Source organism: Peptoniphilus mikwangii, from assembly GCF_000468535.1.
GTDB classification, from domain to species: Bacteria; Bacillota; Clostridia; order Tissierellales; family Peptoniphilaceae; genus Anaerosphaera; species Anaerosphaera mikwangii.
Window position 1 is genome coordinate 404,334 of the sequence record NZ_AUQY01000005.1, and the last position, 24,863, is coordinate 429,196.

Below are 24,863 nucleotides of genomic sequence, written 5' to 3' on the forward strand. Positions count from 1 at the left end.
TGGAGGAGGATTTTTTATTTAGGAGGTAGAAATGGATAAATGGTTATTTACATCTGAATCTGTAACAGAGGGTCATCCTGACAAAGTTTGTGATCAAATTTCAGATGCAGTTTTAGATGCAATTATTAAAGAGGATAAAAATGCAAGAGTTGCTTGTGAGACAGTTGCATCAACAGGAATGGTATTAATTACCGGTGAAATCACCACAAGTACTTATGCTGATTTCACTAAAATAGTTAGAGATACATTAAGAGAAATAGGATATGATAGAGCAAAAATTGGTTTTGATGCGGATACTTGTTCAGTGTTATGTGCTATAAAAGAGCAAAGCCCTGATATTGCAATGGGAGTTGACAGATTTAAGGAAGCGGGAGTTGATGAGTTGGATTCATTTGGAGCAGGAGATCAAGGTATGATGTTTGGTTATGCTTGCAATGAAACAGAGGAGTATATGCCTCTGCCGATATCTCTTGCGCATAAAATGTCTAAAAGACTTTCAGATGTCAGAAAAGAAAATGTTATTGATTATTTAAGACCGGATGGGAAAACTCAAGTTACTGTTGAATATGAGAACTTAGTTCCAAAAAGAATAGAGAATGTAGTAGTATCTACACAGCATAATCCTGATGTGAGTCTTGAAACTATCAGAGAAGATATTATTAGAGAAGTAATTAAAAAAACAGTACCTGAAACAATGATGGATGAAAATACGAAGATATATGTGAATCCGACAGGAAGATTTGTAATGGGCGGTCCTATGGCAGATGCAGGATTAACAGGAAGAAAGATAATTGTAGATACTTATGGTGGATTTGCAAGACATGGCGGAGGAGCATTTTCCGGAAAAGATCCTACAAAAGTTGATAGATCAGCAGCTTATTTTGCAAGATATATTGCAAAAAATATTGTCGCTTCCGGGCTTGCGGAAAAGTGTGAAATAGGACTTGCCTATGCGATTGGCATTGCAAGACCTACATCAGTTTATGTTCAGACATTTGGAACAGGCAAGTTATCCGATAATGAAATAGAAAAGATAGTTATGGATAATTTTGATGCAAGACCTGCTGCAATTATAAGGGATCTTGATTTATTAAAACCTATTTATAAACAGGTAGCAAGTTATGGACACTTTGGCAGAAATGATTTAGATTTGCCTTGGGAAAAGCTTGATAAAGTTGAAAAGTTGAAAGCTTATTTAAAATAGTTGATTGGGAGAATTTCAAAACGAAATTCTCCTTTTTTTATTACGCTCTTTATACTACAATAGACAATAGGAGAATAAATATGATAGAAATTAAGGGCGTAGTAGAGAAAATTATATATAGGAATGAAGATAACGGTTATACTGTTGCAAGATTTTCAACAGAAGAGGAATCTATAACTATAAATGGAAGCTGTGCAGAAATAAAGACTTCAATGGAATATGAACTTAAGGGAGATTTTATATTTCACAAAAAATATGGTGAACAGTTTAAATTTGAGAGCATAGAAGAAATTTTGCCTCAATCTGAAAATGGAATAATTAATTATCTTTCAAGTGGAATTATTCCATTTATAGGAGAAAAAACTGCCAAGAATATAGTTGATAAATTTAAAACGGAAACACTAAAAATTTTAGAAGAGGATACGGAAAGATTACTTGAAGTTGATGGAATAGGTCCGCGAAAATTAGATAAGATTAAAAGTGCTCTTCTTGAGAATAGAGGACTTAGAAGATTGACTTTATTTTTGAATAAGCATGAGCTCGGAACTACGCTTGCAGTTAAAATATACAAAGAATATGGAGAGGGAGCAATACAGATAATAAAAGAAAATCCATATAAACTTGCGGAGGATATAAGTGGAGTAGGATTTAAAAAAGCGGATAAGATTGCAATGAGCATTGGAGAGTTTAGAGGCTCATCATTTAGAAACAGAGCTGCATTGAAGTATATCCTTTCACTTGCAACTCTTGAAGGGCATAGTTTTTTACCTAAAGATATTTTAATTAAAAGAACCCATAAGTTGGTTGGAGATAATATAGAACAACTTGAAAATGAACTTTTAAATTTAAGCTTAGATGATAGATTTTTTATTGAGCAAAGCGATGGCGAAGTATGTTGTTATTATGCACCATATCTAAGAGCGGAAAATTATATTTCCGGAAAAATTAAAGAACTTGTATCCGGAAAATTTGAGTATGATACAAATATAGATGAGATTTTAAAAAAAATAGAAGAACGTAATGAAATTAAATTTGCAACAAATCAAGTTATTGCAGTTAGAGAAGCTGTTGAAAAGGGAGTATTAATTATAACCGGAGGACCGGGAACAGGTAAGACAACAACGTTGAAAGCAATAATAGAAATTTTTGAGTCCATGGGAAAAAGTGTAAAGCTTGCCGCACCTACAGGTCGTGCCGCAAAACGAATGAAGGAAGCTACAAATAGAGATGCAAGCACGATTCACAGATTACTTGAAATAAGAGTCCCCGATGATGATAGAATAAACTATGGATATGAAGAAGAGGTTGAGCTTGATTGTGATGTACTAATAGTAGATGAAGTAAGCATGGTAGATTTAGGACTTATGAATACTCTGCTTCATTCTATAAAAAAGGGAACAAGACTTATACTTGTTGGAGATAAAGATCAGTTGCCGTCAGTTGGAGCAGGAAATGTGCTATCAGATCTGATTGAAAGTAAGAGAGTATCGGTTGTAAATCTAAATGAAATTTTTAGGCAAAAAGAACAATCATCAATAATTAAAAATGCACATTTGATAAATAATGGAATATTACCTGAAATTTCAAATTCCGGAGATTTTTATATGATTTCGGAACAGAATGAAAAAAAATCTCTTGAAGTTATAAAGGAATTGGTAAGTAGAAGGCTTCCGCAATACTATGGGGTGAATTCTAACAAAATACAAGTATTGGCACCTATGAAAAAAGGAAATGTCGGGATTTACAGTTTGAATAAAACTTTACAGGAAGTATTAAATCCCAAAGGGGATGAAATTATATTTGGGGATAATGTATTTAGAGTGGGCGATAAAGTTATGCAAACTAAAAATAACTATAACCTTGAATATAAGATAGAATCGGAATTTTATCTTGAAGAAGGAGAAGGAGTATTTAACGGAGATATAGGATATGTTGTAGAAATAGATATTGAGAATAAAAGTCTTGTTGTGCTTTATGACGATGTAAAGAAAGTTAAATATGAGTATTCGGATTTAGATGAACTTATACTTTCTTATGCCTGTACAATTCATAAATCTCAAGGTTCGGAATTTGATATAGTTATAATTCCGCTACATTTTGCACCATATATATTATTGACGAGAAATTTAATTTATACTGCCATAACAAGAGCAAAAAAACTCGTAGTGCTTGTGGGAGAATATAAGTATTTAGATATTATGGTTAAGAATAATAGAATTTCAAAAAGATATTCCAATTTATGTAAGAAGCTGATGAAAGATGATTAATTTGTTTAAGAAAGAGTGCTATTTTTGTGATTCAAAAGAGATTTTTGAATATGGAATATGTAAAAATTGTTATGATAATTTGAAAGGGGATATTTTATTTTCAAAAAAGCTTGAATATGTGGATGATGTTATAGTAGCGTTTGAATATAATAATTTTCTAAGAGATAAGATGTTGTCATATAAATTTAAAGATAAGACATATCTATATAAATTTTTTTCTGAAGTTTTGACAGAAAAATTGTTTAAGGAAAAACTCAGTATGAAATATAAAAATATAACTTGTGTCCCTATGCATAAGAATGCTTTAAAAAAGAGAGGGTATAACCAAAGTGAATTAATAGCAAAACAAGTGGCTAAAAATACTTTGTTGGAGTTTGTTGCACCGGTTGAAAAAATAGCGGATGTTCCGGAGCAAGCAGGTATTAAAGAATTTTTCGGTAGAATTGAAAATATAAAGGGAGTATTTAGATTTGCAGGGGAAAAGGTAGAGAGTATTATAATAGTTGATGATGTAATTACTACCGGTGCTACAGTAAATGAAATGGCGAGAGTTTTAAAGGAAAATGGAATAAAAAAAGTAGCGGCATTAGTAGCAGCTACTTCTCAAAATCTTTAATAAAATTTTTAAGTACAGATTCATATCTTGGCCATAGCGTTGTAGATTTAAAATACTTCATTGAGAATAGAGTTGCATTTATTTCTCCACCCATTAAAATTATCATACTCATAAGCCATAGCCATATTAGCAGTATTATAATTCCTCCAAGTGAGCCGTAGGTTACAGAGTACTTTGCAAAATTTCCAACATAGTACCCGAATAAATTTGTGGCAAATACAGATGAGATAGTGGAAAATATCGCACCGGGAAGAATTAAACTAAACTTTAATAAATCTCTTGTATCAGTTCCCGGACTGTATTTATATACCAATAGAAAAGTTATAAACATATAAATAAATGGGATTATAAAACTGAGAATATGCCATAGATATGTGATATCTTCTCCAAGTCCCACATAATTTATGAGCATATTTATTATAGTTTCGCCGAAAACTTGAGTTAATAATAAGAGCAGTATCATTATTATCAAAGCAATGGTGAACAGTAATGACAATAATTTAGTTTTGAGTATACCTCTTTTTTCGCTAAATCCATAAGCTAAATTTATATTTTTTATAATTTTTTTAAATCCGTTAGATGCTGACCATAGTCCCAGTAAAACAGATATTGAAAATAAGCTTCCGGAGCTTCCGGAGTAAATTTCTTTTATAAAGTTCATTGCTATTTTTGTGATATCTTCAGGAAGATAACTAAGAGCTTCTATTATATTGTCAGAATATAAAAAATTTGTAAAGTTTATTATATTTAACAGAGCAATTAAAAACGGAAATATTGACAAAATTAGAAAATATGCTAAACTTGCACTTATTTCAACAATTCTATGCTCAGCAAATCTATATAGGAATTTGTCAAAAAATATTACATAATTTTTATTTAGGTTATTATAAAAATTTTTCTTGATTTTGTTAAGCATAATCCACCTCAAGAGAAATTATAACATAATCAGTATAAAATGTGATAAAATATATTGAAAATAAGGAGGAGTATATGGCATATAATATTCTTGTATGTGATGATGAAAAAGATATAGTAAAAGCGATAGAGATATATTTAAAAGCGGAAGGGTATGAAGTTTTTAAAGCGTATGACGGCCTTGAAGCCATTGAGATAATAAACAGAGAACAGATTCATCTTTGTATTATTGATCTTATGATGCCAAAGGTAGATGGTATTTCTGCGATTTTAAAAATAAGAGAAAAATATAATATTCCAATTATTATCTTATCTGCAAAATCTGAAATAACTGACAAAATAATAGGGCTTAATGTTGGTGCAGATGATTATATTGTAAAGCCGTTTAATGCTATTGAGCTTGTTGCAAGAGTAAATTCGGTACTTAGAAGATTTACAAGTTTAGGAAGTGCAGATATTGATAAAGATATTTATAAAGCGGGTAGAGTTGTAATAAAAAATTCATCTAAAGAAGTTTTTATAGATGATGAGGCGGTTAACTTAACGCCATATGAATATAAAATTTTACTTCTACTTATGAAAAATAAATCTCGTGTATTTAATTCCGATGAAATTTATAGACAGGTTTGGGAAGATGAGGCACATGATGTTAAAAAGATAATTTCAGTTCATATATCTCATCTCAGGGATAAGCTCGAAATAAATCCGAGAAAGCCGGATTTAATAAAGAGTGTATATGGCATGGGTTATAAAATAGAGGATAAATAATGAGATTATCCGAAAGAGTTAAGAAAAGTTTATATAAGATATATTTGTATCTTAGAGATAATGATTTTATGGAGTCTCTTCTATTTGATATGCTTTTAATATGCGGACTTATTTATGGCAAGTATGGATATTTTATAGGAGCATTTCTATTCGTATGTTTTTTTATATGGAAAATATATAGAAGACAGGTTATTAAATCATTATTTACCGTAAAGTTGTTTTTAAGCTACAGTGAAAATTATTTGTTTTTAATATTCGGCATAATAAATTTGATGCTAATTTTTGAAATGTTGTTTCTTGAATATGGAGAATTTGAAACTTTTGTAGTATTGTGTTTTTTTAAATTAATTTTTGTCGGAGAAAATGTATATGTTCAAAATTTTCTACTAACTTCAATGATTGAAGACTTATATAGCTTTGGAGAGGCGGAATATATTTCGATTCTTGCCAATAATAAGACTAAAGAAAGTCTTAGACTTTTAGAAGAAATAAGAGAGCAGATCAGAAGTTCTATGAAAAAAAGTCTTGAAGCTGAGCATTTGAAGACTGAACTTATAACAAATATCTCTCATGATTTAAAAACTCCACTTACTTCAATAATAAATTATACAGATATACTTTCTAAAAAAGAAGCTATGGATGATGAAGCTAAGGATTATATTCAAGTTTTAGGAAGAAATTCTGAGAGATTAAAAAGTCTTATAGTAGATTTGATATATGCCTCAAAAACAGGATCGGGAAACATAAAAGTTGAAAAGGAATTTATAGATTTTAACGAGCTGTTATTACAAATTTATGGGGATTTTGATGAAATTCTAAAGCGCAAAAATGTAGAATTTATATATGAATATGAAGAAGAGGATATAGTAATATATACCGATGGGAATATTTTGTCGAGAATTGTTCAAAATTTAATTTCAAATGCCTATAAATATTCAAAGTCGGGTACAAAAATTTATGCGGAGACTTTTTCAAGTGATGAAATAATAAAATTTTCCATGAGAAATACGTCTAAAAGCAAAATTAAGCTTACACAGGAAGAACTTTTAGGAGAATTTGTAAAATCAGATAGAGAAAGGAATACCGAGGGTTCGGGATTGGGACTTTATATAACCAAAAATCTTGTAGAGCTTTTAGGAGGAAAATTTAATATAATAATAGAAGATGAAGACTTTAATGTAGAACTTATTTTAAATAGAGATTTAGGAGAATATGATTGAAAAAGATAATTAAGATTTTAATTTTTATAGTATTGGTAACTTTGGCGGTATGGGTCGGATATAAATTTTATATTACAAAGACTGATGACGTATCAAAAAAGGCAATAGAGAGAATACAACAAAAAAATGATAAGGTTATTACCGAAAATAAAGAGGAAAATGAAATATTTGAAAAGAAAAAGCTGGAACTTGAAGAGCTGAAAAAAATTAATAAAGATATAGTTGCAATACTTGATATTCCGGATACTCACGTATACTATCCGATTTTTAAGTCGGAAGATAACAGTTATTATATGAGAAGAAATATATATTGTAATTATGACTTAAACGGTTCGATTTTTATGGATTATGAATGTGAAGTTGATACATCTACAAATCTTATACTGTATGGGCATAATATGAGTAGTGACAATATGTTTTCAGATTTAATTAAGTATAAAGAAAAAGAATTTTTTGATTCTCATCGTACAATTTATTTATATACATTAAATGATGTAAGAGAATATAAAGTGGTAGGAAGTTATATAATCGATCTTACAAATGAAGATAAGTTTTTCAACTTTAATATTTATATAAATAAAAGTGATGCTATGAACTCAATAGATTATATTGATAATCTCAATAACATGACAGTTCAGAGTGAAAATGTGTATATAAATGAAGATTCAAAACTCATTACACTTTCAACATGTACTTATGAAAGTAAAAATGCAAGGCTTTTAATTGTAGGCGTTTTGCAATAATAAAAAGAGGTTTAGAAAATTATTCTAAGCCTCTTTTTATTTAGAAATACAAATTCAGCTAATTGATTTTTTATAATTATTTATGCTGATTACATTTGAATTTACAAAATTTTTTGAAAAATAATTTAAAATAGCTTTGCCGTTATTTGTAATAGTTACTTTTGTATTTGATATAGATATAATATCCAACCTTTGAAGTATATCCAGGAGATAAGAGTATTCGTTATCTATATTTAAGTCTGAAGTTTCTATATTATCTTTATGGTATAGAGTTTCAAAAATAATTTTTAAATTATCAAATATTATATTTACTTTTTTCTCGTTTAAATATGTCAATAAGAAATCTCGATTAAAGATTGTTTCTATAAAAATAGCATATTGTTCTTCACCATCTAACGATAAAAATTGCATAAGTCGTTCGCTGAAATCAAAATCTCCGTTTTCATTTTTAAGAATTGATTTGGTTACGGAAAAATTATAAAAGAAATTAATTAACGGGTAATGAGTTTGGTTTGGTGTTTTAATTTCTCTTGAAGTTTTTAGATTTAAGGCTGTTGCAAGTTTATTTACAGAGGCGTTTGTCAGCATATTTTTATTTTCTGAAATTTGTAATTTCAAATCATTAAATAAGTCTGTAAATGTTATATAGTTTTTAAGAAGTGTACATTCAAAATTATTTGGAATTAATTCAAATAAATTTTCATCAAAGTAAAATCCGTTAAATGATTTACTTAGATTATTTTGATATAGAAAAATATATTTTAATATATATTTAAGTTCTTCATATGGTTTTAAAAATTTATTTGAAGTTTTTAAAGCAAATTCATAATAATATTTAAGTAGTGTTATTGTGTTTTTAAATTCACTATTTGTATATATAAATCCGTTTTTTGTTGCATTTTCAAAAATATCTATAAAGTTATAGTTTTCAAAATCAGAGAAATTTTTTCCGATAGGAGCAAGACACTCGATATATACAATATTGAAGAAATAAATGCACATTTCCTCTTCGTATTCCAATTTTGAGTTGGCATATAGCAAGAATCTTTCAAATATTTTACTATCTTCATTGTTAAAAAATGTGTTTATTGCAAGAGTTCTATCCTTCTCGGACAATTCTGTATTTTGCAATTCCATAAATTCGGAGGTGGAACTTGCAAAAATTAAGAAGATATCTGCAAGATAAATCTTTAATATTTCTATTTTATTTTCATCACTTAAACTTTTTAGGTTACGTTCTTCAGCATAAGCCTTAAAAATATTATAGATTTTACTTGTAAACAGAAGTTCAAAACTTTCATCAAGTACTTCAAGAATACTAATCACATAGTAATATCCATCAATTTCAATCAGTCTTGCAAACAACAATTCTCTGTCGGACAAATTTGAAGCAGATTCTACTTTAAAACTCTTGTTTAACAATTTATCATAGATGACACAATAATCTTCATCTACACTTAAAACTTCAATGACAGTGCAGTAGCTGTTTATAAGAGAACTTGCTATTGAACTTAGCATTGTATCATTTAGTTTTTTATTACTTTTACAAAAAAATTTAAGCATTTCTAAAATGCGTTGCTCATTTCTATGAGCATCTAATATTATAAAGGCCTTTAGCTCTTTGGTACCTCTTGTAACAGTCAAAAATTTATATATTTCATCATTTTTATCTGCTTTAATTTTTGCAAAATTGTCAATTTGTGAATAGAAATTTTTTGCAAACAAAAATTTTGTTTCAGCTATAAGTCTTTCAATTTTACTCATTTATTATCACCTATCAGTTTTTCAACGATACTCAAATTCAGTAAAATTTTGTGTAAATGATAGTTGTAAATTGTATTCAGATCACCTTTTAATTTTCCGTTTTCAAGAAGCTTAATAAAAAAAATATCTTCTATCAAGTTGCAGTTATCAGATGTCATATCGGGTCTACTATCAATTGAATTCAACAATTGGTATCTGTTGTTAAAATCAGTGAACAATTCCATAATTCTTTCGGCCTTATAAAAATCAAATCTTGCATGAATAGGAGTATCAAGTTCGGATATTAAAAGTTCATAAGATTTTTTTGTATTTGCAAAAGACTCTTCAAATTCCGAAATAGAATGTTCTTCGTTCATAATTAATTGTAGCATAAAGTTTTTAGATTTTTTTAAAGTATCTCTTGAATTATTTATAAAATGCTCATATACATTTGGAGTTGCAATTAAATAATTTATGCTCACACTTATTACGACACCTAAAAATGTACCAAGTACTCTATCAAAACCGTAAATCAGTTTAGAATCCGATATAAAACTTGCCATGAATACCACACATGATAAGACTGTCATATCCTTTACATTTGTAGCTTGAAGTATATAGATTATTATAATTATTCCAAGCCCTGCAATTATCGGATTTAAGAGCTGATGTGTTTTAAACATCCCAAGAATAGATCCGAGAATAACTCCGAAAATTGACGTGAATAATCTTTTTTTGACATCTATAAAGCTTTCTGAGAAAGATGATTTCATTGTTGAAATTGTCGCTATCGACGTAAATATAGGAGTATTAAGGTTTAAAAGCATTGATAAATATAATCCTATTACTACGGCAAGAGCAGTTTTTATTGTTCTCATTCCGATTTTTTTCTTAAAATTTATATTACTTATGTTCATATTTATCACCAAGATAATTATAACAAAGGAAATAAAAAAATTCATCCACAATAAATTAACAAGAACTTTATAGGGAAAAACAGTTTTCCACAAACTTATCAACATTATCCACAGGGTGAAAATACTTTTTTATTTTAATCAATTAAGCTATAAAATATATATTTTTGGGTATCATATATATAACAAACTTGAGAGGAGTGTTAATATGTTACTAAAATTAGTTGGAAAAAATATGGAATTGACAGAAAGTCTTAAAAAGCAGGCTGAAAAAAAATTTTCAAAGATAGATAAATTTTTTGATGAAGAGGTAGAAGCCAGAGCAGTTTTTTCAACACAAAAAGGCAGTCAGACTGTAGAGGTGACAATTTTCCTTCCGGGAACGATTTTAAGAGCTGAAGAAACAACTCAAGATATGTACGCTTCAATTGATAAAGTAGTTGATGTACTTGAAAGACAAATTAGAAAATATAAGACAAGATTAAAGAAAAGATATCAAGGAAATTCTAAAACGATTAGATTTGAAAATGTGCGTGAAGCTGAAGTTGAAGAAGAAAGTAGCGTAATTGTAAAAAGAAAACAGCTTTTACTTCGCCCGATGCATGAAGAAGAAGCTACACTTCAAATGGAACTTCTAAATCATAATTTCTTTATATTTTTAAATACAGAAACTGATAAAATTGAAGTCGTATATAAGAGACATGATGATAACTATGGAATCATAGATATTGATATAGAATAAATAAAACAAAAAATCTCAGGAATTCCTGAGATTTTTTGTTTTACAAAGAAAAAAATATAGTTATTATGAGAATTTGAGTTATAATATATGTGATAAATATAGTGTTTTAAGGGGAGATAAAATGTTAACTGATAGAAAATTTAATAGAGATGGAATATTTATATCTTCGCTTTTAGTATTATGGGTAATTATTCAAATTTTAATTAATACCTTTATTTATGTAGACGATATGGTACTAAGATGTATCCATATTATTTTTTTGGTATTATTTGCAAATTTACTGTATGGAAATGAAAAAAAATATATAAAGCTGTTGTTTGTAGCTATAAGTATTTTTGTGTTTGGTTATGTAATTTGTAATTATTCGTTAATTTCAGAAAGAGGCGGCTATACAAATAAAATTGACTTAATTATAGCAACTCTCGGGTTTATAATCATAATTGTTACAGGATTAAAAACAAATAAAAATTTGACACTACTTGCACTGTTTTTTGTAAGCTATTTATATTGGGGAAAATTTATTACGGGGCCGTTATCTCATAGCGGATTTTCATATAAGAGAGTTTTAAACTTTATGTTCTGGGGAACACAGGGGATTTTTGGCATAGGAGTCGGAGTAAGTGCGACATATATATTTTTATTTGTATTGTTTGGGAGTTTTTTAAAACACAGTGGATTTTCAAATTTTATAAATGATTTTTCACTTGCACTTGTCGGGAAAAGTCCTGGAGGGCCTGCAAAAGTTGCTGTAATAGCATCTGCATTTATGGGAATGATAAATGGATCTGCAATAGCGAATGTGGCAACAACAGGCACGATTACAATTCCGATGATGAAACAGTGCGGATATGACAAAAATTTTGCCGCGGCGGTTGAAGCAGCTTCATCAACCGGAGGGCAGTTTTGTCCTCCCATTATGGGTGCAGCTGCATTTGTAATGGCGGAATTTTTACAAATACCATACAGCAAGGTAATGATAAGTGCAATTTTACCGGCATTTTTATATTATTTTATGCTTATATTTTCTGTACACCTTGAGGCGAAAAAACTTGGACTTAAGTCGGCGGATGAGGAAGTAATATTATCAAAAGTTTTAAGAGAAAGAGTATATTTATTTGCGCCGATAATAGTTTTGCTTATTATGATGGCAATAGGATATAGCCCAATAGAATGCGCGGTATTTTCTATTTTTGTAACAATAGTGGTAAGCTCAATAAAATCAGCAACCAGAATGGATTTTCAAAAGATAGTAGAGGCTGCAAAAGAAGGAGCATTATCTGCAATAAATGTTGGAATTGCATGTGTGCTTATAGGACTTATAATAGGATCCGTATCTCTTAGCGGACTTGGATTAAATTTTGGCAATTTGATTTTAAAAATTGTAAAAGATACAAATTTATATATGGGTTCTTTTATGGTAATGGTAATGAGTGTAATACTTGGTATGGGAGTTCCCGGAGTTGCAGCATATGTAATAGTAGTTTCAGTTGCAGTACCGATAATGATTAGCCTTGGAGCAAATCCGATATCAGCGCATCTTTTTTGTCTTGTATATGCCTGTCTTTCAAATATAACACCGCCTGTTGCAATAAGTTCTTATGTTGCAAGTTCAATAGCAAAGTCGGATATGGTAAAGACATCCCTTATTGCCGTTAAACTTGGGATAAGTGGTTTTATAATTCCATTTTTCTTTATAAATAATGATGTTTTATTATTGCAGACAAATGATTTATTGCTTACAATAAGAGTTGTAATCGGAGCAATAATAGGAATAGGTGCAATAGCTGCATCTGCAGAAGGATATTTTTATAGAAAAATGAAAATTTATACGAGAATTACATTGTTTATACTTGGAATATTGCTGATAGATGTTGGAATTTATTCGGATATTATTGGAATTATAGGTATTTTAGTAATTTATTATTGGGAAAGAAGGTTTAGAGATTGAAGAAATCATTAATTATATTATTATTGACACTTAGTATTTTTACAATTACATCTTGTTCAAAAAATGAACAGATGGCAATTAATATACCCACAGCATCAACAACAGGTGCATTATATCCTCTCGGGTTTTCAATAGCAGATTTATGGAGTGAAAAAGCCGGAGTAAAAGCGACAGCACAAGCATCAAATGGAGGAGTAGATAATCTTAATTTGATATATGATGGAGATGCACAGGTTAGTCTTGGTGTAAGTTCAATAGTATATCAATCATACCATGGAGAGGGTGTTTTTGAGGGCAGAGAAAATAAAAAGATCAGAATAATAGCAGGCTTATATTTAAATCCAAATCAAATAGTAGTAAGAAGCGATTCGGGAATAAATTCAATATCGGATTTAAAAGGGAAAAATTTTTCAGCCGGAGCTCCGGGAAGCACAACAGAGGGAGAAACGAATCTTCATCTTGAGGCTTATAAAATTCCAATTGAAGATGTAAATATTCAAAGAGTTGCACCTGCTGAAAGTGCAGATATGATGAGAAATAAAAAACTTGACGGAGTTTGGATAATGGCAGCAGCACCTACTGCATCCGTTACAGAGATGACATCATCGATGGATGCTAAATTATTGTCGGTAGATCAAGAAATAATAGATGTATTAAATAAAAATAAACCATGGTATGCAAGTTATATAATTCCGGCGGGAACATATAGAAATCAAACGGAAGATATAAATACATCTGCAATAAAAATGGTTTTGTATACAACAACAGACATACCTGAAGAAACAGTATACAATATGACAAAGGTGTTTTGGGAAAATATAGATATGCTAAAGGAAAAAAATAAGGGATTAAAAGATGTTACAGTGAAAGAAGCAGTAAATGACATTGCAAATTTACCTATAGCGGATGGAGCGGCAAAGTATTATAGAGAAATTGGAGTTATGGAATAATGATAACAAATGATCTTTTCTTAAAACAAATAAATGAAATGATAAAAATGGTTAATAAGATAGTATTTGAAAGTGAAAATTTAGAATATGAAAAGCAAAACAATGAAAATGATTTAGTTTATGAAAAGCTTATTAATCTTATAAATAATGGAAAAATAAATGAAGCGGAGGATTATTTATTTGACAGTATAAATTTATCTGACATGAAATTTTTAAAGATAGGACTTTTATTTTATAAAAGACTTAATGAATATGACAATGATGAATTGAAAAAATTTGATTTTACAAGAAGAGAAATAAAATCAGGTTTAGAAGATATATTAGATGAATATGGTGTAAACTTTACAGGAATAATGTAGGGGATTTTATGGGAAATTTTGTAAGGGAATTTTTTAATATAGAAACAATAGAACATCCGAAATTAAATACTCTTAATGAAATACTTGAAATATTACAAGATGATTATTTAAATCTTCTCGCAAAAAACTATAATTTAGATGGAACAATTCAGAGAAATAAATTGATAGATTCACTTAAATTTGCAATACTTACACAATTCAGAAGTAAGATAATAAATTTCAGTGCTGCAGAGCATAAGTCATTTAATGAATTTTATCAAGGTGCGGTCGATTATTCGGATGAAAATGTATATGTAAATCTTAAAAATTTTACGGGTCTTGGAATTTTATTTTTATTTACAGTGAACGAAGGTCAGCTGTACAGTTTTAAAATTCCTGATGAAATTATTACAATATACGAAGAATTATTACAAAGTGTTTGATAGCTCTTATCCATGTGATAGGAGTTTATTTTTATTTATCTATTAAAACTTGATATAAAGAACCTTCAATATTACTTATATTAAAATGGGTAAACATAAAATATATAATATTTAGAAAAATAAGTTTGTAGCAGGATACTTACATGTGGAGGATTAATTTATGTTATATAATTCAATTTTTAAGGATAATATATTTAATCAAAGTATGGCGTTAAAATATGGATTTAAAAAAGAAAATAATCATTATCTATTGCAAAAAGAAATCGGCATTGGTGGATTTTTAGTAAAATTTGAAATTTGGGACAAACAATTTAAAGTTACAATTTTAGAAAAACCTGATATGGTGGAATATTTACCTTTTGAAGTATACAACACTTCAGGTGAATTTGTATCTAAAATTAGATTTGAAGTTGATCTGTTAATAGACGAAATTGTTGATTTGTGTTTTAACAGTATTAGTGTGCGTAAAGAACTTCTTAGATATGTTATGGATGAATTTGGAACCATTCCTGAAAAACCGTGGGATAATTATGATAGTTATTGTACATTGAAAACAAATTTAAGCAAAAAATGGTATGGAGTATTTATGATTATTCCCGGTAGCTACTTGGGGATTAAGAAAAATGAAAATGTAGATGTTTTAAATATTAAATTAGAACCTGATGAAGTGAAAAAATTGATAGATAATAAGCAGTATTTTCCGGCATATCATATGAACAAAAAACATTGGATAACTATTCTTTTAAATAGAAATACCGATTTGAATATAATTAAGGAATTAATTAGTAAAAGTTTTTATTTAGTAGAAAATTAAAATGGTGATTGAAGTATTGTTAATATTGTATTATCAAATCAGTAATTATAAAAATTCATAAATTTATAATAATTGGATTATACATCTTATATGACAAAATAAAAGCTATGCCCATATGGAGCATGGCTTATTTTAATACTTCAGTATATATCTGTAAACATAATACTTGTATAAGATTCGGGAAATGAGGTAGAAAATATAAGATTTTAAGGTTTGAAAGTGAAGAAATTTCTTTCATAGTTACACTGATAAATATTTATATTGGAACTTAAGTAGTTATAAATATAAAAACAGAACATAAGTTTACAAACATATGTTCCTATGATAAAATTTTATTGGTGATATTATGGAATTAACAGAAAAACTAAAAATATTAAGTGATGCCGCAAAATATGATGTCAGCTGTTCGTCAAGTAATTCAGACAGAAAAAATAAGGGAGGACTTGGAGATGCAAAGTCATGTGGAATTTGTCATAGCTGGAGTGAAGATGGAAGATGTATTTCGCTACTTAAAATTTTACTTACTAATAAGTGCATTTATAATTGTGAATATTGTGTTAACAGAGCATCAAATGATACTTTAAGAGCGGAATTTACACCTCGTGAAATTGCGGATATTACAATCAATTTCTATAAGAGAAATTATATAGAAGGTCTGTTTCTATCAAGCGGGATAGTTAAAAGTCCAGATTATACTATGGAAAAGTTGATTGAAGTTGCAGAAATTTTAAGGATAGAACAAAATTTTAACGGCTATATTCATATAAAGGCAATTCCCGGGGCAAATGAAGATTTGATAAAAAGGCTTGGACTTTTAGTTGACAGAATTAGTGTTAATATTGAACTTCCTACAAGCAAATCTCTTGCACTTCTTGCTCCTCAAAAGTCTTATGAAAAGATATTTTTACCAATGAATAGTATAAAAAATAATATTTTTGAGAATAGATATGACAGAAAAAAATTTAGAAATGCTCCGTTATTTGTACCTGCCGGACAAACTACTCAAATGATAGTCGGAGCAAGTAGAGAAGATGATTTAGCTATAATAAATAGAGCTGAGGAATTATATAATAGTTTTGAACTGAAAAGAGTGTATTATTCAAGCTATGTACCGGTTATAAAGTCGAAGTATACAGAAGGAATAGAACAGTCTTCGCTACTTAGAGAACATAGAATTTATCAAGCTGATTTTTTGATGCGATTTTATGGATTTAAATCCAATGATATACTTAAAAAATCAAATCCGTTTTTTGATTTAAGGATAGATCCGAAGGCGAATTGGGCTATTGATAACATCGAAATTTTTCCGATTGAAATAAATAGTGCCACTTATGAAGAACTTTTAAAAATTCCGGGATTCGGACCAAGTTATGCAAAGAGAATTATAAAAGCCAGAGCTTATTCCGCTCTTGGATATGATGATTTAAGAACACTTAAAATTTCTACGAAGAGAGCTAAAAATTTTATCACTGTTAAAGGCGTTTATAGAGGAATAAATTATTCCACAAAAGAATCTTTGAAAGATTATATGAGCCTTTCCGATAGCGATAATTTTAAACAAATCAGTATTTGGGATGTGTAGCTATGAATTATATTTATGACGGAAGCTTTGAAGGTCTTCTATGTACTCTGTTTGACGCTTACAAAATAATAGATACGGTAAATATAGTGAAAAAATCGAATCAAGTTAATTTTTTTGAAGATGAAGCAGTAGTAATAAGTGATACTTGTGTTTCAAATAGAGTTAAAAAATCCATAATACAAAAATTTTCATACAGATTTTTTATAGAAATATATATTTGCTATTTATCTGATACTGTAAACAAAGAAAATATTATAGCAAGGACTGTTAAAGGTGTTTACAAAAACGGAATTAATTTTTTAAATAGTGCAAATGAAAATGTAGTTGAATTTAACAAAATTATAAAATCGGTTTATAGAGAAATACATAGATATCAAGGCTTGCTTAGATTTAGAGAGGTTCAGGAAGAGTTTTTATTTGCGGAGTTTGAACCGAAAAATGACATACTTGAAATTTTAAGTGTACATTTTAAAAAGAGAATGCCAAACGAAAAATTTATGATACATGATGTTTTAAGAAAAAAATGTGTGATTTCAGATAAAGGTAATGTAAATACATTTTATGTTACCGATTTAAAGATTTCAGATACTGAAAGAGAAAAATTTTTTGGAGAAGCTTGGAAGTTATTTTATAAAAGTGTATGTATTGAAGAAAGAAAAAATAAAAAGTTGATGCAGTCCAATATGCCTAAGAAATACTGGAAATATTTATGTGAAAAAGCAAATTGAATTTTTAAAAAACAAAGGTTATGCAAAATTGGGTATAAGAAACCTGAGGTGTTATTATGAAAAATAAAGTCAAACAATATGAAGTAATAGACTATTTATATGGATATATATTAAAAAATTATAATGGAGCAAGGCTTATATCTGAAAAATCTTTAGAGCTTGAAAACTTTATTCAAAATGATTTTGAGAGTTCTGAAAAAAACTGTTCATTAGTTGCATCTACACGAGTTATAAAATACTATGCTGATAGGATAAGCATTTTACCTAAAGATGAAAGTGAGATCTTTAAGCAGATATATACTCTTGCCCAAAAATATAATTATAATGAAAAAATTGGGATATTTTCAACTAAGGTAGATGATATTTTGAGAGATTATTTTACTTTTTTTAAAGTTAATACTATTAGTAGAGGACATTATTTTGGGAATTTTTACAAGCCTGTAAAAAAGGAAATAGATGAGAATAGACCGCTTGTTATGAATATTGCATTTGGGGAATATCATAATCATACTGTCACAGTAACCGGATATAAAATATTTAAATTTAAGAATATGAAAATTAAATTTATAGAATTGTATGATGGTTGGAGGAGAGAAAAGTCTTATATTGATTATAATATTTTTGCACAAGGTATTTTTTCAAAAGGAATTTGTTCATATTATACTATAAAAATAATCAATAATTGATAAATATTATCATTGACAAAATTAATACAGATAGTTATACTATAATAACAAATAAGGTATACCTAATTTTGGAAATATAAGGAGGACATAAAAAATTGAAGAAATCATTATTAATTTTGAGCTTATTATTGGTACTTGTTGGATGTGGAAAAGGGAATAATTCTGCGACAACAAATATGCCTGAAAAAAATGATACAAAGCAAGAACAAGTGTCAGATAAAAAAGTGGTAACTGTAACAACATCATTTTTATATGATATGGTAGGACAGCTTGCAGGGGATAGTGTAGAAAGACAGTTAATTATTCCTGCCGGAGAAGATCCGCATTTATATATTGCTAAACCTCAAGATTTAGGAAAAATTACTAATGCAGATTTAGTTTTATATCATGGATTACATTTTGAAGGTAAAATGCAAGATGTATTAGAAGAAAAAGGATATGCTGTTGCATCAACATTTTCTGAAGATAAAATAGGAACTATGGAAGAAAACGGACAACAAATTATAGATCCTCATTTCTGGTTTGATATTGATTTATATAAAGAAGCAACTAAAAATGCAAGTGAAAAGTTAATTGAACTTCTTCCTGAAGAACAAGAAAAGATTAAAAAAAATACTGAAATGTATTTAGCTGAACTTGAAAAATTAGATGAAGAAAATACTAAAGAGCTTGCACAACTTCCTGAGAATGGAAGATATTTGATAACTCCTCATGATGCTTTCAATTATTTCTCAAGAAAATATAATATTGAAGTAGTAGCACCACAAGGAGTAAGTACTGATAGTGAGGTTGCAAATAAAGATATTGAAGATACAATAAACTTTATAATAGATCATAAAGTAAAGGCAATTTTTGCAGAATCAACAACAGACCCTGCAAGAATGGAAAAATTAAAAGAAGCTTGTGCGGCAAAGGGATTTGAAGTAAAGGTAGTAAGTGGAGAAGGAAATGAACTTTTCTCAGATTCATTAGCTCCTGAAGGACAAGATGGAGACACCTATATTGATATGTACAAGCATAATGTAAAATTAATTGTCGACAATTTAAAGTAATAATTATAGCAGAGTAGGTTAACTACTCTGCAATTTTAGAAAGGAATTATATGGAAAAAATAATTATAAAGGTAGAGGACTTAACTATAGCATACCATGATAAACCTGTACTTTGGGATAATGATATAGATATAATGGAAAATTCAAGGACGGCAATAATCGGACCGAATGGAGCCGGAAAATCTACATTACTTAAAGGAATTTTAGGTTTACAAAAAAAACTATCCGGTGAAGTTTTAATAATGGGAAAGCCTTTTAAAGATGTTCAAAAAGAAATAGCATATATTCCTCAAGCAAGTTCTGTAAATTGGGATTTTCCCACAACGGTATTGGATGTTGTCTTAATGGGAAGATACGTCCATCTCGGTTGGATAAAAAGACCGTCAAAAAAAGATTATGAAATTGCATATAAAGCTCTTGAAACTATAGGTATGTCAGAGTTTAAAGATAGACAAATTTCTCAACTTTCCGGAGGACAAAGACAGAGGGTTTTTGTTGCAAGAGCAATTGCCCAGGATGCACAAATATATTTTATGGATGAACCTCTTGCGGGAGTAGATAAAGTAACTGAAAAAGTAATTATTGAATTTTTGAAAGAATCTCAAAAAAAGGGAAAGACTTCAATAGTTGTGCATCATGATTTGAGTACTATAAAAGAGTATTTTGACCATGTTGTAATTCTAAATAAGAGAGTTATAGCACAAGGTCTTGTTAATGATGTATTTAATAAAGAAAATTTAGAAAAAGCAATGATGATAGGTGATAGAAATGTTTAGTCATGAAATTTTATCAAGCTATTCTTTTATAATAGTTTCGATAGGCACATTTTTACTTGCTATGGCATCCGGAGCAATAGGTTGTATAACAGTTTTGAAGGGACAATCTTTAATAGGAGATGCAATTGGACACTCTTCTTTTCCGGGGATTATACTTGCCTTTATGCTTTTTATGCAAAGAGATCCTGTAATACTTTTGATTGGAGCGATATTTTCAGGAGCTGTTGCCTTTGTATTAATTCAGGTTATACATTCTAATTCAAAACTTGATTTAGATGCAATACTTGCGGTTATTTTATCAAGTTTTTTTGGACTTGGCATGGTTTTCAAAAGTTATATACAAGGTAATCCTAAATTTGCAGGTGCATCTCAATCAGGACTTCAAAATTATATTTTCGGACAGGCTGCTTATATAATGAAAGATGATATAAGATTAATTCTATTTGTAGCTATAACAGCATTATTACTTTTAATTATATTTTATAAAGAAATAAAAATTTTTGTGTTTGATGAAATATATTCAAAGACAATAGGGCTAAACACAACACTTTTATATGGAATTATACTTTTTATGACTATGAGTTTGATAGCAACAGGATTAAAGCTTGTAGGAGCCATATTAATATCATCTTTGTTAATAGTTCCGGCAATAACAGCACTTCAATGGAGCAATAGGTTTAATGTAGTTTTAGTTATAGCATCATTTGTAGGTGGAGTTTCTGCATTAATAGGGACATATATTTCAACGGCATATAACGGAATGAGTACAGGACCTACTATCATACTTATAATGAGTACATTTGCTTTTATTTCCCTGATTATAGGGCCGCATGGAATGATAGCAAATCTTAGAATGAGGAGGAAGTATAAATGAATATGTTAAGTGGATTATGGCATTATTTTTTAATTTCCTATGAATCTCTTTTAGTATTGTCTATTACTTCAGTAACATGTGCACTTATAGGCTCATTCTTGGTTTTAAGAAAATTGTCAATGGTATCGGATGCTATTTCGCACTCTGTACTTCTGGGTATAGTAATTGCATTTTTTATAACAAAAGATGTATCATCACCACTTTTAATTGTAGGAGCGGCACTTTTTGGAGTACTTACTGTTTTTGCAATCGAAATGTTATCAGGAACAGGCCTTGTAGATAATGATGATGCGGTCGGAATAGTATTTCCGCTATTTTTTGCACTTGCAGTAATATTAATTACTAAATTTGCAAGGAATGTTCACTTAGATACTGATATAGTACTTATGGGTGAGGTAATAATGGCACCCATAAATAGAGTTGTGGTATTAGGGCATTCAATGCCTAAAGCACTTTTTCAGATGTCCATATTATTTATTGTGAATTTGGCATTTATAATTATATTTTTTAAAGAACTTAAGATTACTACATTTGATCGTGAATTTGCAATAATAGCAGGTTTTTCTTCAACAATATTGTTCTATGTTCTAATGACATTATCATCAATGACGGCAGTAGTTGCCTTTGATGCAGTAGGTGCAATACTTGTAGTTTCATTCTTGATAACGCCGGGAGCATCTTCTTATTTAATAACAAAAGATTTGAAAAAAATGATACTTATATCATGTATATATGCTTTGATAAATTCTATATTAGGGTATTTATTTGCAATGATTTTTAATGTATCTATGTCCGGTATGACAGCTGCTATGGCAGGATTGACTTTCTTTTTAACATTTTTATTTAATAGAGATGGACTTATAACTTCTATAATTCTCAGAATGAAAAACAAACAGAATTTTAGACTTGATCTTATGATTATGCATATAGGCAATCATATAGGGGAAGAAGGAGAGAATGAAGAACTGGGAATTGATTCTATAAGGAATCACTTGATGTGGAAACAGGAAGAAATAGAAAAACATGCAAAAAAATTAATAGAGCAGGGAATTATATATATAGACAAGAAAGATGCAGAGTATAAATTGACAGAAAAAGGTTATACAATATATGATAAAATAAAATCGGATTATGGGATGTGATGATTTGAGTTCAACGAGAAAAGATTATTTGCAAGCAATATATAGGCTTTCTAAGGAGAAAGGCTATACTACTAATAAAGATATTTCTGAATATTTTAGCATATCAAGACCATCGGTAAGTGAGATGATTAAAAAATTAAATACACTTGGCATGTTAAGATTAGATAAAAATAAAATATCACTATCAGAAAAAGGAATAGAGGAAGCAAAAAAAATCTTATCAAAGCATAGAATTTGGGAGTATTTTTTGACAGTGAATTTAAAAATGGATCCTAAAAAAGTTCATGAGCAAGCAGATATATTAGATCATATAACAAGTGATGAGCTTAGAGATGCACTTAATAAATATTTAGGCTATCCGACACTTAGCCCTAATGGAAATGATATATATGAAAATATAAAAGAATAACAAAAAACACTTAAATGTAAAATCATTTAAGTGTTTTTATTATATTTTGTTTCCGCATTTTGGACAATATAGAAAATCCTCATCAGTTGAATAACCGCAGTTTGAACATTTTTTAACAGCATTTTCATGTCCATAATAGATTAAGTAACATTCTTTAATTTCGACATTATTGCCATATTCCAATTGCTTTCCGATTTGTGGATTAAGCTCATAAATTTCATTACAGCAATAGTATTTAACATAATATTTTTTATTCCATTTAATAGTGGGTATGAAAAATAATGATAATACCGTATAGATCATAAAAACTTCAATTCTTTCATATTTTCCGCATTTGTGAATACATAGTTTTGAGTTATAATCAAGAATTTTTCTTTTTTGATTTATTCCTAATATGAAAAACATAATGCCTCCTAATATATTAATAACCTAATTATACATCAATTGAATAAATTTTAAAGTTTTTTACTCTATTTATGGAAAAAATTACAGAAAAGGGTTATAATTGTTATTAATTTATATATATGGAGGAATTTTTAATGGATAGTGCCGGGCCCACGATAGTGCCTCAAATTTTGTTGATAGGATTTTTAACATTTGTAAATTCATTTTTTGCATCAGCAGAAATGGCGATGGTATCTTGTAATAAGAACAAGATACAAACTTTAGCAGATGAGGGTAATTCTAAAGCTAGAACTCTTTTAAAAGTAACAAAAGATCAAACGAGATTTTTATCTACAATTCAAGTTGGAATTACTTTAGCCGGATTTTTTTCATCGGCATCAGCAGCAACTACAATCTCTAAAGATTTTGGAGAGTTGCTTTCAACATTCAGCATACCGTATTCATCAACGGCAGCTATTGTAATTGTTACTACAATTTTGTCATTTATAACACTTGTGTTTGGAGAACTTGTTCCAAAACGAATAGCTCTTCAAAATGCTGAAGTGGTAGCATTAAGATCTGCAGGAGTTATAGGAGTAGTTTCAAAAATAGCATATCCTTTTGTAAAGCTATTATCTTTATTTACAACACTTGTATTAAAAATGATTGGCAAGTATTCAGAAGATGTTGAAGAAAAAATATCTGAAGAAGAGCTTAAATCTTATATCAGAGTTTCTCAGGAGCAAGGAGTAATTAATCATGCCGGAGAAGAAATGATAGTAAAGATAATGGATTTTGATGATAAAATGGCGTATGAAATCATGACACCAAGAACTTCAATATACATGATTGACTATGAAGAATTTGGAACTTGTAAAATAGATGAAATTTTAGAAAAAGGATTTTCTAGAGTTCCGGTATATAAAGAAAATGCTGACAATATAATTGGAATTGTATATATAAAAGACTTATTTGCTGAGTATTCAAAAAATAATTATAAAAAAATAAATATAGATAATTGTATAAAAGAGCCATATTTTGTACCTGAAACTAAAAAAGTGGATCAGCTTTTAAAGGAACTTCAGGCTACAAAAAATTATGTTGCCATTTTGATTGATGAATATGGCGGATTTTCAGGAATGGTTACAGTAGAAGACATAGTTGAAGAAATAGTTGGTGATATAGCTGATGAATATGATAAGGAAGATTTAAAAATAGAAAAAATATCAGAAAATTTATACTTGATAGACGGAGCCATTGAAATTGATGAAATTAATGAAGTGCTTGGAACCGAATTATATTCTGAGAATCACGAAACACTCTCAGGACTTATGGTTGAGCTTTTAGGATTTATACCGGAGGATAGTGAAGTCGGACTTAGTATCAATTATAAAGATGAAGTATCACTAAAGGAAATTTCCACAAAAGATAATAGGATAGAAAAAATAGAACTTAAAATTTTAAAAAGAGAACAGGATAATAATGAAAATTAAAAATATAAGTCTGTTTTAGGAGTAATAGAATTAAGAAGAACACTTCATCACTATTTGAGTGAAAAATGTTTTGCTTAATTCTTTTTTTATTGAAGAATTTGAGCGAAAGGAG

General features: G+C 29.0%; 25 protein-coding genes. 21 read left to right on the plus strand and 4 right to left on the minus strand.

Annotated elements, in window-relative coordinates; all coding sequences use genetic code 11:
- Positions 1-31 precede the first annotated feature (31 nt).
- The 3 genes from metK (at position 32) to M915_RS06895 (ending at position 4,087) form a co-directional block, all read left to right on the plus strand.
- Complete coding sequence (gene metK, locus M915_RS06885; protein WP_036730537.1) at positions 32-1,204, plus strand: methionine adenosyltransferase; 1,173 nt, start codon at positions 32-34, stop codon at positions 1,202-1,204.
- An 80-nt stretch (positions 1,205-1,284) separates the two neighbouring features.
- Positions 1,285-3,471 carry an SF1B family DNA helicase RecD2 gene (gene recD2 / locus M915_RS06890; RefSeq protein ID WP_036730539.1) on the plus strand — a complete coding sequence of 729 codons (2,187 nt, stop codon included), beginning with the start codon at positions 1,285-1,287 and terminating at the stop codon, positions 3,469-3,471.
- On the plus strand, positions 3,464-4,087 hold the full coding sequence (locus M915_RS06895) for a ComF family protein (protein ID WP_009221723.1): 624 nt from the start codon (positions 3,464-3,466) through the stop codon (positions 4,085-4,087). The genes recD2 and M915_RS06895 overlap by 8 nt, the downstream gene beginning before the upstream one ends.
- Here M915_RS06895 and M915_RS06900 read toward each other — a convergent pair.
- Positions 4,068-5,003, minus strand: coding sequence for a YihY/virulence factor BrkB family protein (locus tag M915_RS06900; RefSeq protein ID WP_009221724.1), 936 nt, complete (start codon positions 5,001-5,003; stop codon positions 4,068-4,070). The two genes, M915_RS06895 and M915_RS06900, sit on opposite strands and share 20 nt — an antisense overlap.
- A 74-nt stretch (positions 5,004-5,077) precedes the next feature.
- Between M915_RS06900 and M915_RS06905 the strand changes: the two genes are divergently transcribed.
- From M915_RS06905 to srtB, 3 genes are read left to right on the plus strand one after another with little or no spacing between them, the layout of a single operon-like run.
- Positions 5,078-5,770 carry a response regulator transcription factor gene (locus M915_RS06905; protein WP_036730542.1) on the plus strand — a complete coding sequence of 231 codons (693 nt, stop codon included), beginning with the start codon at positions 5,078-5,080 and terminating at the stop codon, positions 5,768-5,770.
- Positions 5,770-6,990: a sensor histidine kinase gene (locus tag M915_RS06910; RefSeq protein WP_009221726.1), complete on the plus strand. Its 1,221-nt coding sequence runs from the start codon at positions 5,770-5,772 to the stop codon at positions 6,988-6,990. The genes M915_RS06905 and M915_RS06910 overlap by 1 nt, the downstream gene beginning before the upstream one ends.
- A complete protein-coding gene (srtB, locus tag M915_RS06915; protein ID WP_009221727.1) occupies positions 6,987-7,733 on the plus strand; it encodes a class B sortase in 747 nt (248 codons plus the stop codon). The genes M915_RS06910 and srtB overlap by 4 nt, the downstream gene beginning before the upstream one ends.
- A gap of 54 nt (positions 7,734-7,787) precedes the next feature.
- Here the strand turns inward: srtB and M915_RS06920 are convergent, their stop codons facing one another.
- Entirely contained in the window at positions 7,788-9,497 is a 1,710-nt protein-coding gene (locus M915_RS06920) for a hypothetical protein (protein ID WP_009221728.1), read from the minus strand.
- A complete protein-coding gene (locus M915_RS06925) occupies positions 9,494-10,393 on the minus strand; it encodes an FUSC family protein (protein WP_036730544.1) in 900 nt (299 codons plus the stop codon). The genes M915_RS06920 and M915_RS06925 overlap by 4 nt, the downstream gene beginning before the upstream one ends.
- A 205-nt stretch (positions 10,394-10,598) precedes the next feature.
- Here M915_RS06925 and hpf point away from each other — a divergent pair, with 205 nt between their 5' ends.
- The 14 genes from hpf (at position 10,599) to M915_RS06995 (ending at position 22,874) form a co-directional block, all read left to right on the plus strand.
- Positions 10,599-11,132, plus strand: a complete 534-nt coding sequence (hpf, locus tag M915_RS06930) for a ribosome hibernation-promoting factor, HPF/YfiA family (RefSeq protein WP_009221730.1) — start codon at positions 10,599-10,601, stop codon at positions 11,130-11,132.
- A gap of 121 nt (positions 11,133-11,253) precedes the next feature.
- Positions 11,254-13,080, plus strand: a complete 1,827-nt coding sequence (locus tag M915_RS06935; protein ID WP_036730548.1) for a TRAP transporter permease — start codon at positions 11,254-11,256, stop codon at positions 13,078-13,080.
- Complete coding sequence (locus M915_RS06940; RefSeq protein WP_036730551.1) at positions 13,077-14,030, plus strand: TAXI family TRAP transporter solute-binding subunit; 954 nt, start codon at positions 13,077-13,079, stop codon at positions 14,028-14,030. Before M915_RS06935 ends, M915_RS06940 begins: the two co-directional genes overlap by 4 nt.
- The gene (locus tag M915_RS06945; RefSeq protein WP_009221733.1) at positions 14,030-14,389 is read left to right on the plus strand and encodes a DUF6483 family protein; all 360 of its coding nucleotides are present in this window, start codon (positions 14,030-14,032) and stop codon (positions 14,387-14,389) included. Before M915_RS06940 ends, M915_RS06945 begins: the two co-directional genes overlap by 1 nt.
- An 8-nt stretch (positions 14,390-14,397) precedes the next feature.
- Entirely contained in the window at positions 14,398-14,811 is a 414-nt protein-coding gene (locus M915_RS06950; RefSeq protein WP_036730554.1) for a hypothetical protein, read from the plus strand.
- A 160-nt stretch (positions 14,812-14,971) separates the two neighbouring features.
- Positions 14,972-15,625, plus strand: a complete 654-nt coding sequence (locus M915_RS06955) for an MmcQ/YjbR family DNA-binding protein (protein WP_036730557.1) — start codon at positions 14,972-14,974, stop codon at positions 15,623-15,625.
- Positions 15,626-15,971: 346 nt separating this feature from the next.
- Positions 15,972-17,207 carry a putative DNA modification/repair radical SAM protein gene (locus M915_RS06960; RefSeq protein WP_036730560.1) on the plus strand — a complete coding sequence of 412 codons (1,236 nt, stop codon included), beginning with the start codon at positions 15,972-15,974 and terminating at the stop codon, positions 17,205-17,207.
- A 2-nt stretch (positions 17,208-17,209) separates the two neighbouring features.
- A complete protein-coding gene (locus tag M915_RS06965; RefSeq protein ID WP_036730563.1) occupies positions 17,210-17,935 on the plus strand; it encodes a TIGR03915 family putative DNA repair protein in 726 nt (241 codons plus the stop codon).
- A 56-nt stretch (positions 17,936-17,991) separates the two neighbouring features.
- Positions 17,992-18,621, plus strand: a complete 630-nt coding sequence (locus M915_RS06970; protein WP_009221738.1) for a hypothetical protein — start codon at positions 17,992-17,994, stop codon at positions 18,619-18,621.
- Between the two features lie 95 nt (positions 18,622-18,716).
- A complete protein-coding gene (locus tag M915_RS06975; RefSeq protein WP_036730567.1) occupies positions 18,717-19,673 on the plus strand; it encodes a metal ABC transporter solute-binding protein, Zn/Mn family in 957 nt (318 codons plus the stop codon).
- Positions 19,674-19,723: 50 nt separating this feature from the next.
- Positions 19,724-20,449, plus strand: coding sequence for a metal ABC transporter ATP-binding protein (locus M915_RS06980; RefSeq protein ID WP_036730569.1), 726 nt, complete (start codon positions 19,724-19,726; stop codon positions 20,447-20,449).
- On the plus strand, positions 20,442-21,323 hold the full coding sequence (locus M915_RS06985; RefSeq protein WP_036730571.1) for a metal ABC transporter permease: 882 nt from the start codon (positions 20,442-20,444) through the stop codon (positions 21,321-21,323). Before M915_RS06980 ends, M915_RS06985 begins: the two co-directional genes overlap by 8 nt.
- The gene (locus tag M915_RS06990; RefSeq protein ID WP_321163014.1) at positions 21,320-22,465 is read left to right on the plus strand and encodes a metal ABC transporter permease; all 1,146 of its coding nucleotides are present in this window, start codon (positions 21,320-21,322) and stop codon (positions 22,463-22,465) included. Before M915_RS06985 ends, M915_RS06990 begins: the two co-directional genes overlap by 4 nt.
- A 4-nt stretch (positions 22,466-22,469) precedes the next feature.
- Positions 22,470-22,874 carry a metal-dependent transcriptional regulator gene (locus tag M915_RS06995; RefSeq protein ID WP_036730573.1) on the plus strand — a complete coding sequence of 135 codons (405 nt, stop codon included), beginning with the start codon at positions 22,470-22,472 and terminating at the stop codon, positions 22,872-22,874.
- Positions 22,875-22,913: 39 nt separating this feature from the next.
- Here the strand turns inward: M915_RS06995 and M915_RS07000 are convergent, their stop codons facing one another.
- Positions 22,914-23,279, minus strand: a complete 366-nt coding sequence (locus M915_RS07000; RefSeq protein ID WP_036730576.1) for a zinc ribbon domain-containing protein — start codon at positions 23,277-23,279, stop codon at positions 22,914-22,916.
- Between the two features lie 134 nt (positions 23,280-23,413).
- Between M915_RS07000 and M915_RS07005 the strand changes: the two genes are divergently transcribed.
- On the plus strand, positions 23,414-24,751 hold the full coding sequence (locus tag M915_RS07005) for a hemolysin family protein (protein WP_009221745.1): 1,338 nt from the start codon (positions 23,414-23,416) through the stop codon (positions 24,749-24,751).
- The last annotated feature ends 112 nt before the right edge of the window (positions 24,752-24,863 follow it).

What these genes read in the sequence shown, in the direction of transcription:
- metK (WP_036730537.1), top strand. Translation starts at nt 32, where the DNA reads ATGGATAAATGGTTATTTACATCTGAATCTGTAACAGAGGGTCATCCT.
- recD2 (WP_036730539.1), top strand. Translation starts at nt 1,285, where the DNA reads ATGATAGAAATTAAGGGCGTAGTAGAGAAAATTATATATAGGAATGAA.
- M915_RS06895 (WP_009221723.1), top strand. Translation starts at nt 3,464, where the DNA reads ATGATTAATTTGTTTAAGAAAGAGTGCTATTTTTGTGATTCAAAAGAG.
- M915_RS06900 (WP_009221724.1), bottom strand. Translation starts at nt 5,003, where the DNA reads ATGCTTAACAAAATCAAGAAAAATTTTTATAATAACCTAAATAAAAAT.
- M915_RS06905 (WP_036730542.1), top strand. Translation starts at nt 5,078, where the DNA reads ATGGCATATAATATTCTTGTATGTGATGATGAAAAAGATATAGTAAAA.
- M915_RS06910 (WP_009221726.1), top strand. Translation starts at nt 5,770, where the DNA reads ATGAGATTATCCGAAAGAGTTAAGAAAAGTTTATATAAGATATATTTG.
- M915_RS06920 (WP_009221728.1), bottom strand. Translation starts at nt 9,497, where the DNA reads ATGAGTAAAATTGAAAGACTTATAGCTGAAACAAAATTTTTGTTTGCA.
- M915_RS06925 (WP_036730544.1), bottom strand. Translation starts at nt 10,393, where the DNA reads ATGAACATAAGTAATATAAATTTTAAGAAAAAAATCGGAATGAGAACA.
- hpf (WP_009221730.1), top strand. Translation starts at nt 10,599, where the DNA reads ATGTTACTAAAATTAGTTGGAAAAAATATGGAATTGACAGAAAGTCTT.
- M915_RS06935 (WP_036730548.1), top strand. Translation starts at nt 11,254, where the DNA reads ATGTTAACTGATAGAAAATTTAATAGAGATGGAATATTTATATCTTCG.
- M915_RS06945 (WP_009221733.1), top strand. Translation starts at nt 14,030, where the DNA reads ATGATAACAAATGATCTTTTCTTAAAACAAATAAATGAAATGATAAAA.
- M915_RS06950 (WP_036730554.1), top strand. Translation starts at nt 14,398, where the DNA reads ATGGGAAATTTTGTAAGGGAATTTTTTAATATAGAAACAATAGAACAT.
- M915_RS06955 (WP_036730557.1), top strand. Translation starts at nt 14,972, where the DNA reads ATGTTATATAATTCAATTTTTAAGGATAATATATTTAATCAAAGTATG.
- M915_RS06960 (WP_036730560.1), top strand. Translation starts at nt 15,972, where the DNA reads ATGGAATTAACAGAAAAACTAAAAATATTAAGTGATGCCGCAAAATAT.
- M915_RS06965 (WP_036730563.1), top strand. Translation starts at nt 17,210, where the DNA reads ATGAATTATATTTATGACGGAAGCTTTGAAGGTCTTCTATGTACTCTG.
- M915_RS06970 (WP_009221738.1), top strand. Translation starts at nt 17,992, where the DNA reads ATGAAAAATAAAGTCAAACAATATGAAGTAATAGACTATTTATATGGA.
- M915_RS06980 (WP_036730569.1), top strand. Translation starts at nt 19,724, where the DNA reads ATGGAAAAAATAATTATAAAGGTAGAGGACTTAACTATAGCATACCAT.
- M915_RS06985 (WP_036730571.1), top strand. Translation starts at nt 20,442, where the DNA reads ATGTTTAGTCATGAAATTTTATCAAGCTATTCTTTTATAATAGTTTCG.
- M915_RS06990 (WP_321163014.1), top strand. Translation starts at nt 21,320, where the DNA reads ATGAATATGTTAAGTGGATTATGGCATTATTTTTTAATTTCCTATGAA.
- M915_RS07000 (WP_036730576.1), bottom strand. Translation starts at nt 23,279, where the DNA reads ATGTTTTTCATATTAGGAATAAATCAAAAAAGAAAAATTCTTGATTAT.
- M915_RS07005 (WP_009221745.1), top strand. Translation starts at nt 23,414, where the DNA reads ATGGATAGTGCCGGGCCCACGATAGTGCCTCAAATTTTGTTGATAGGA.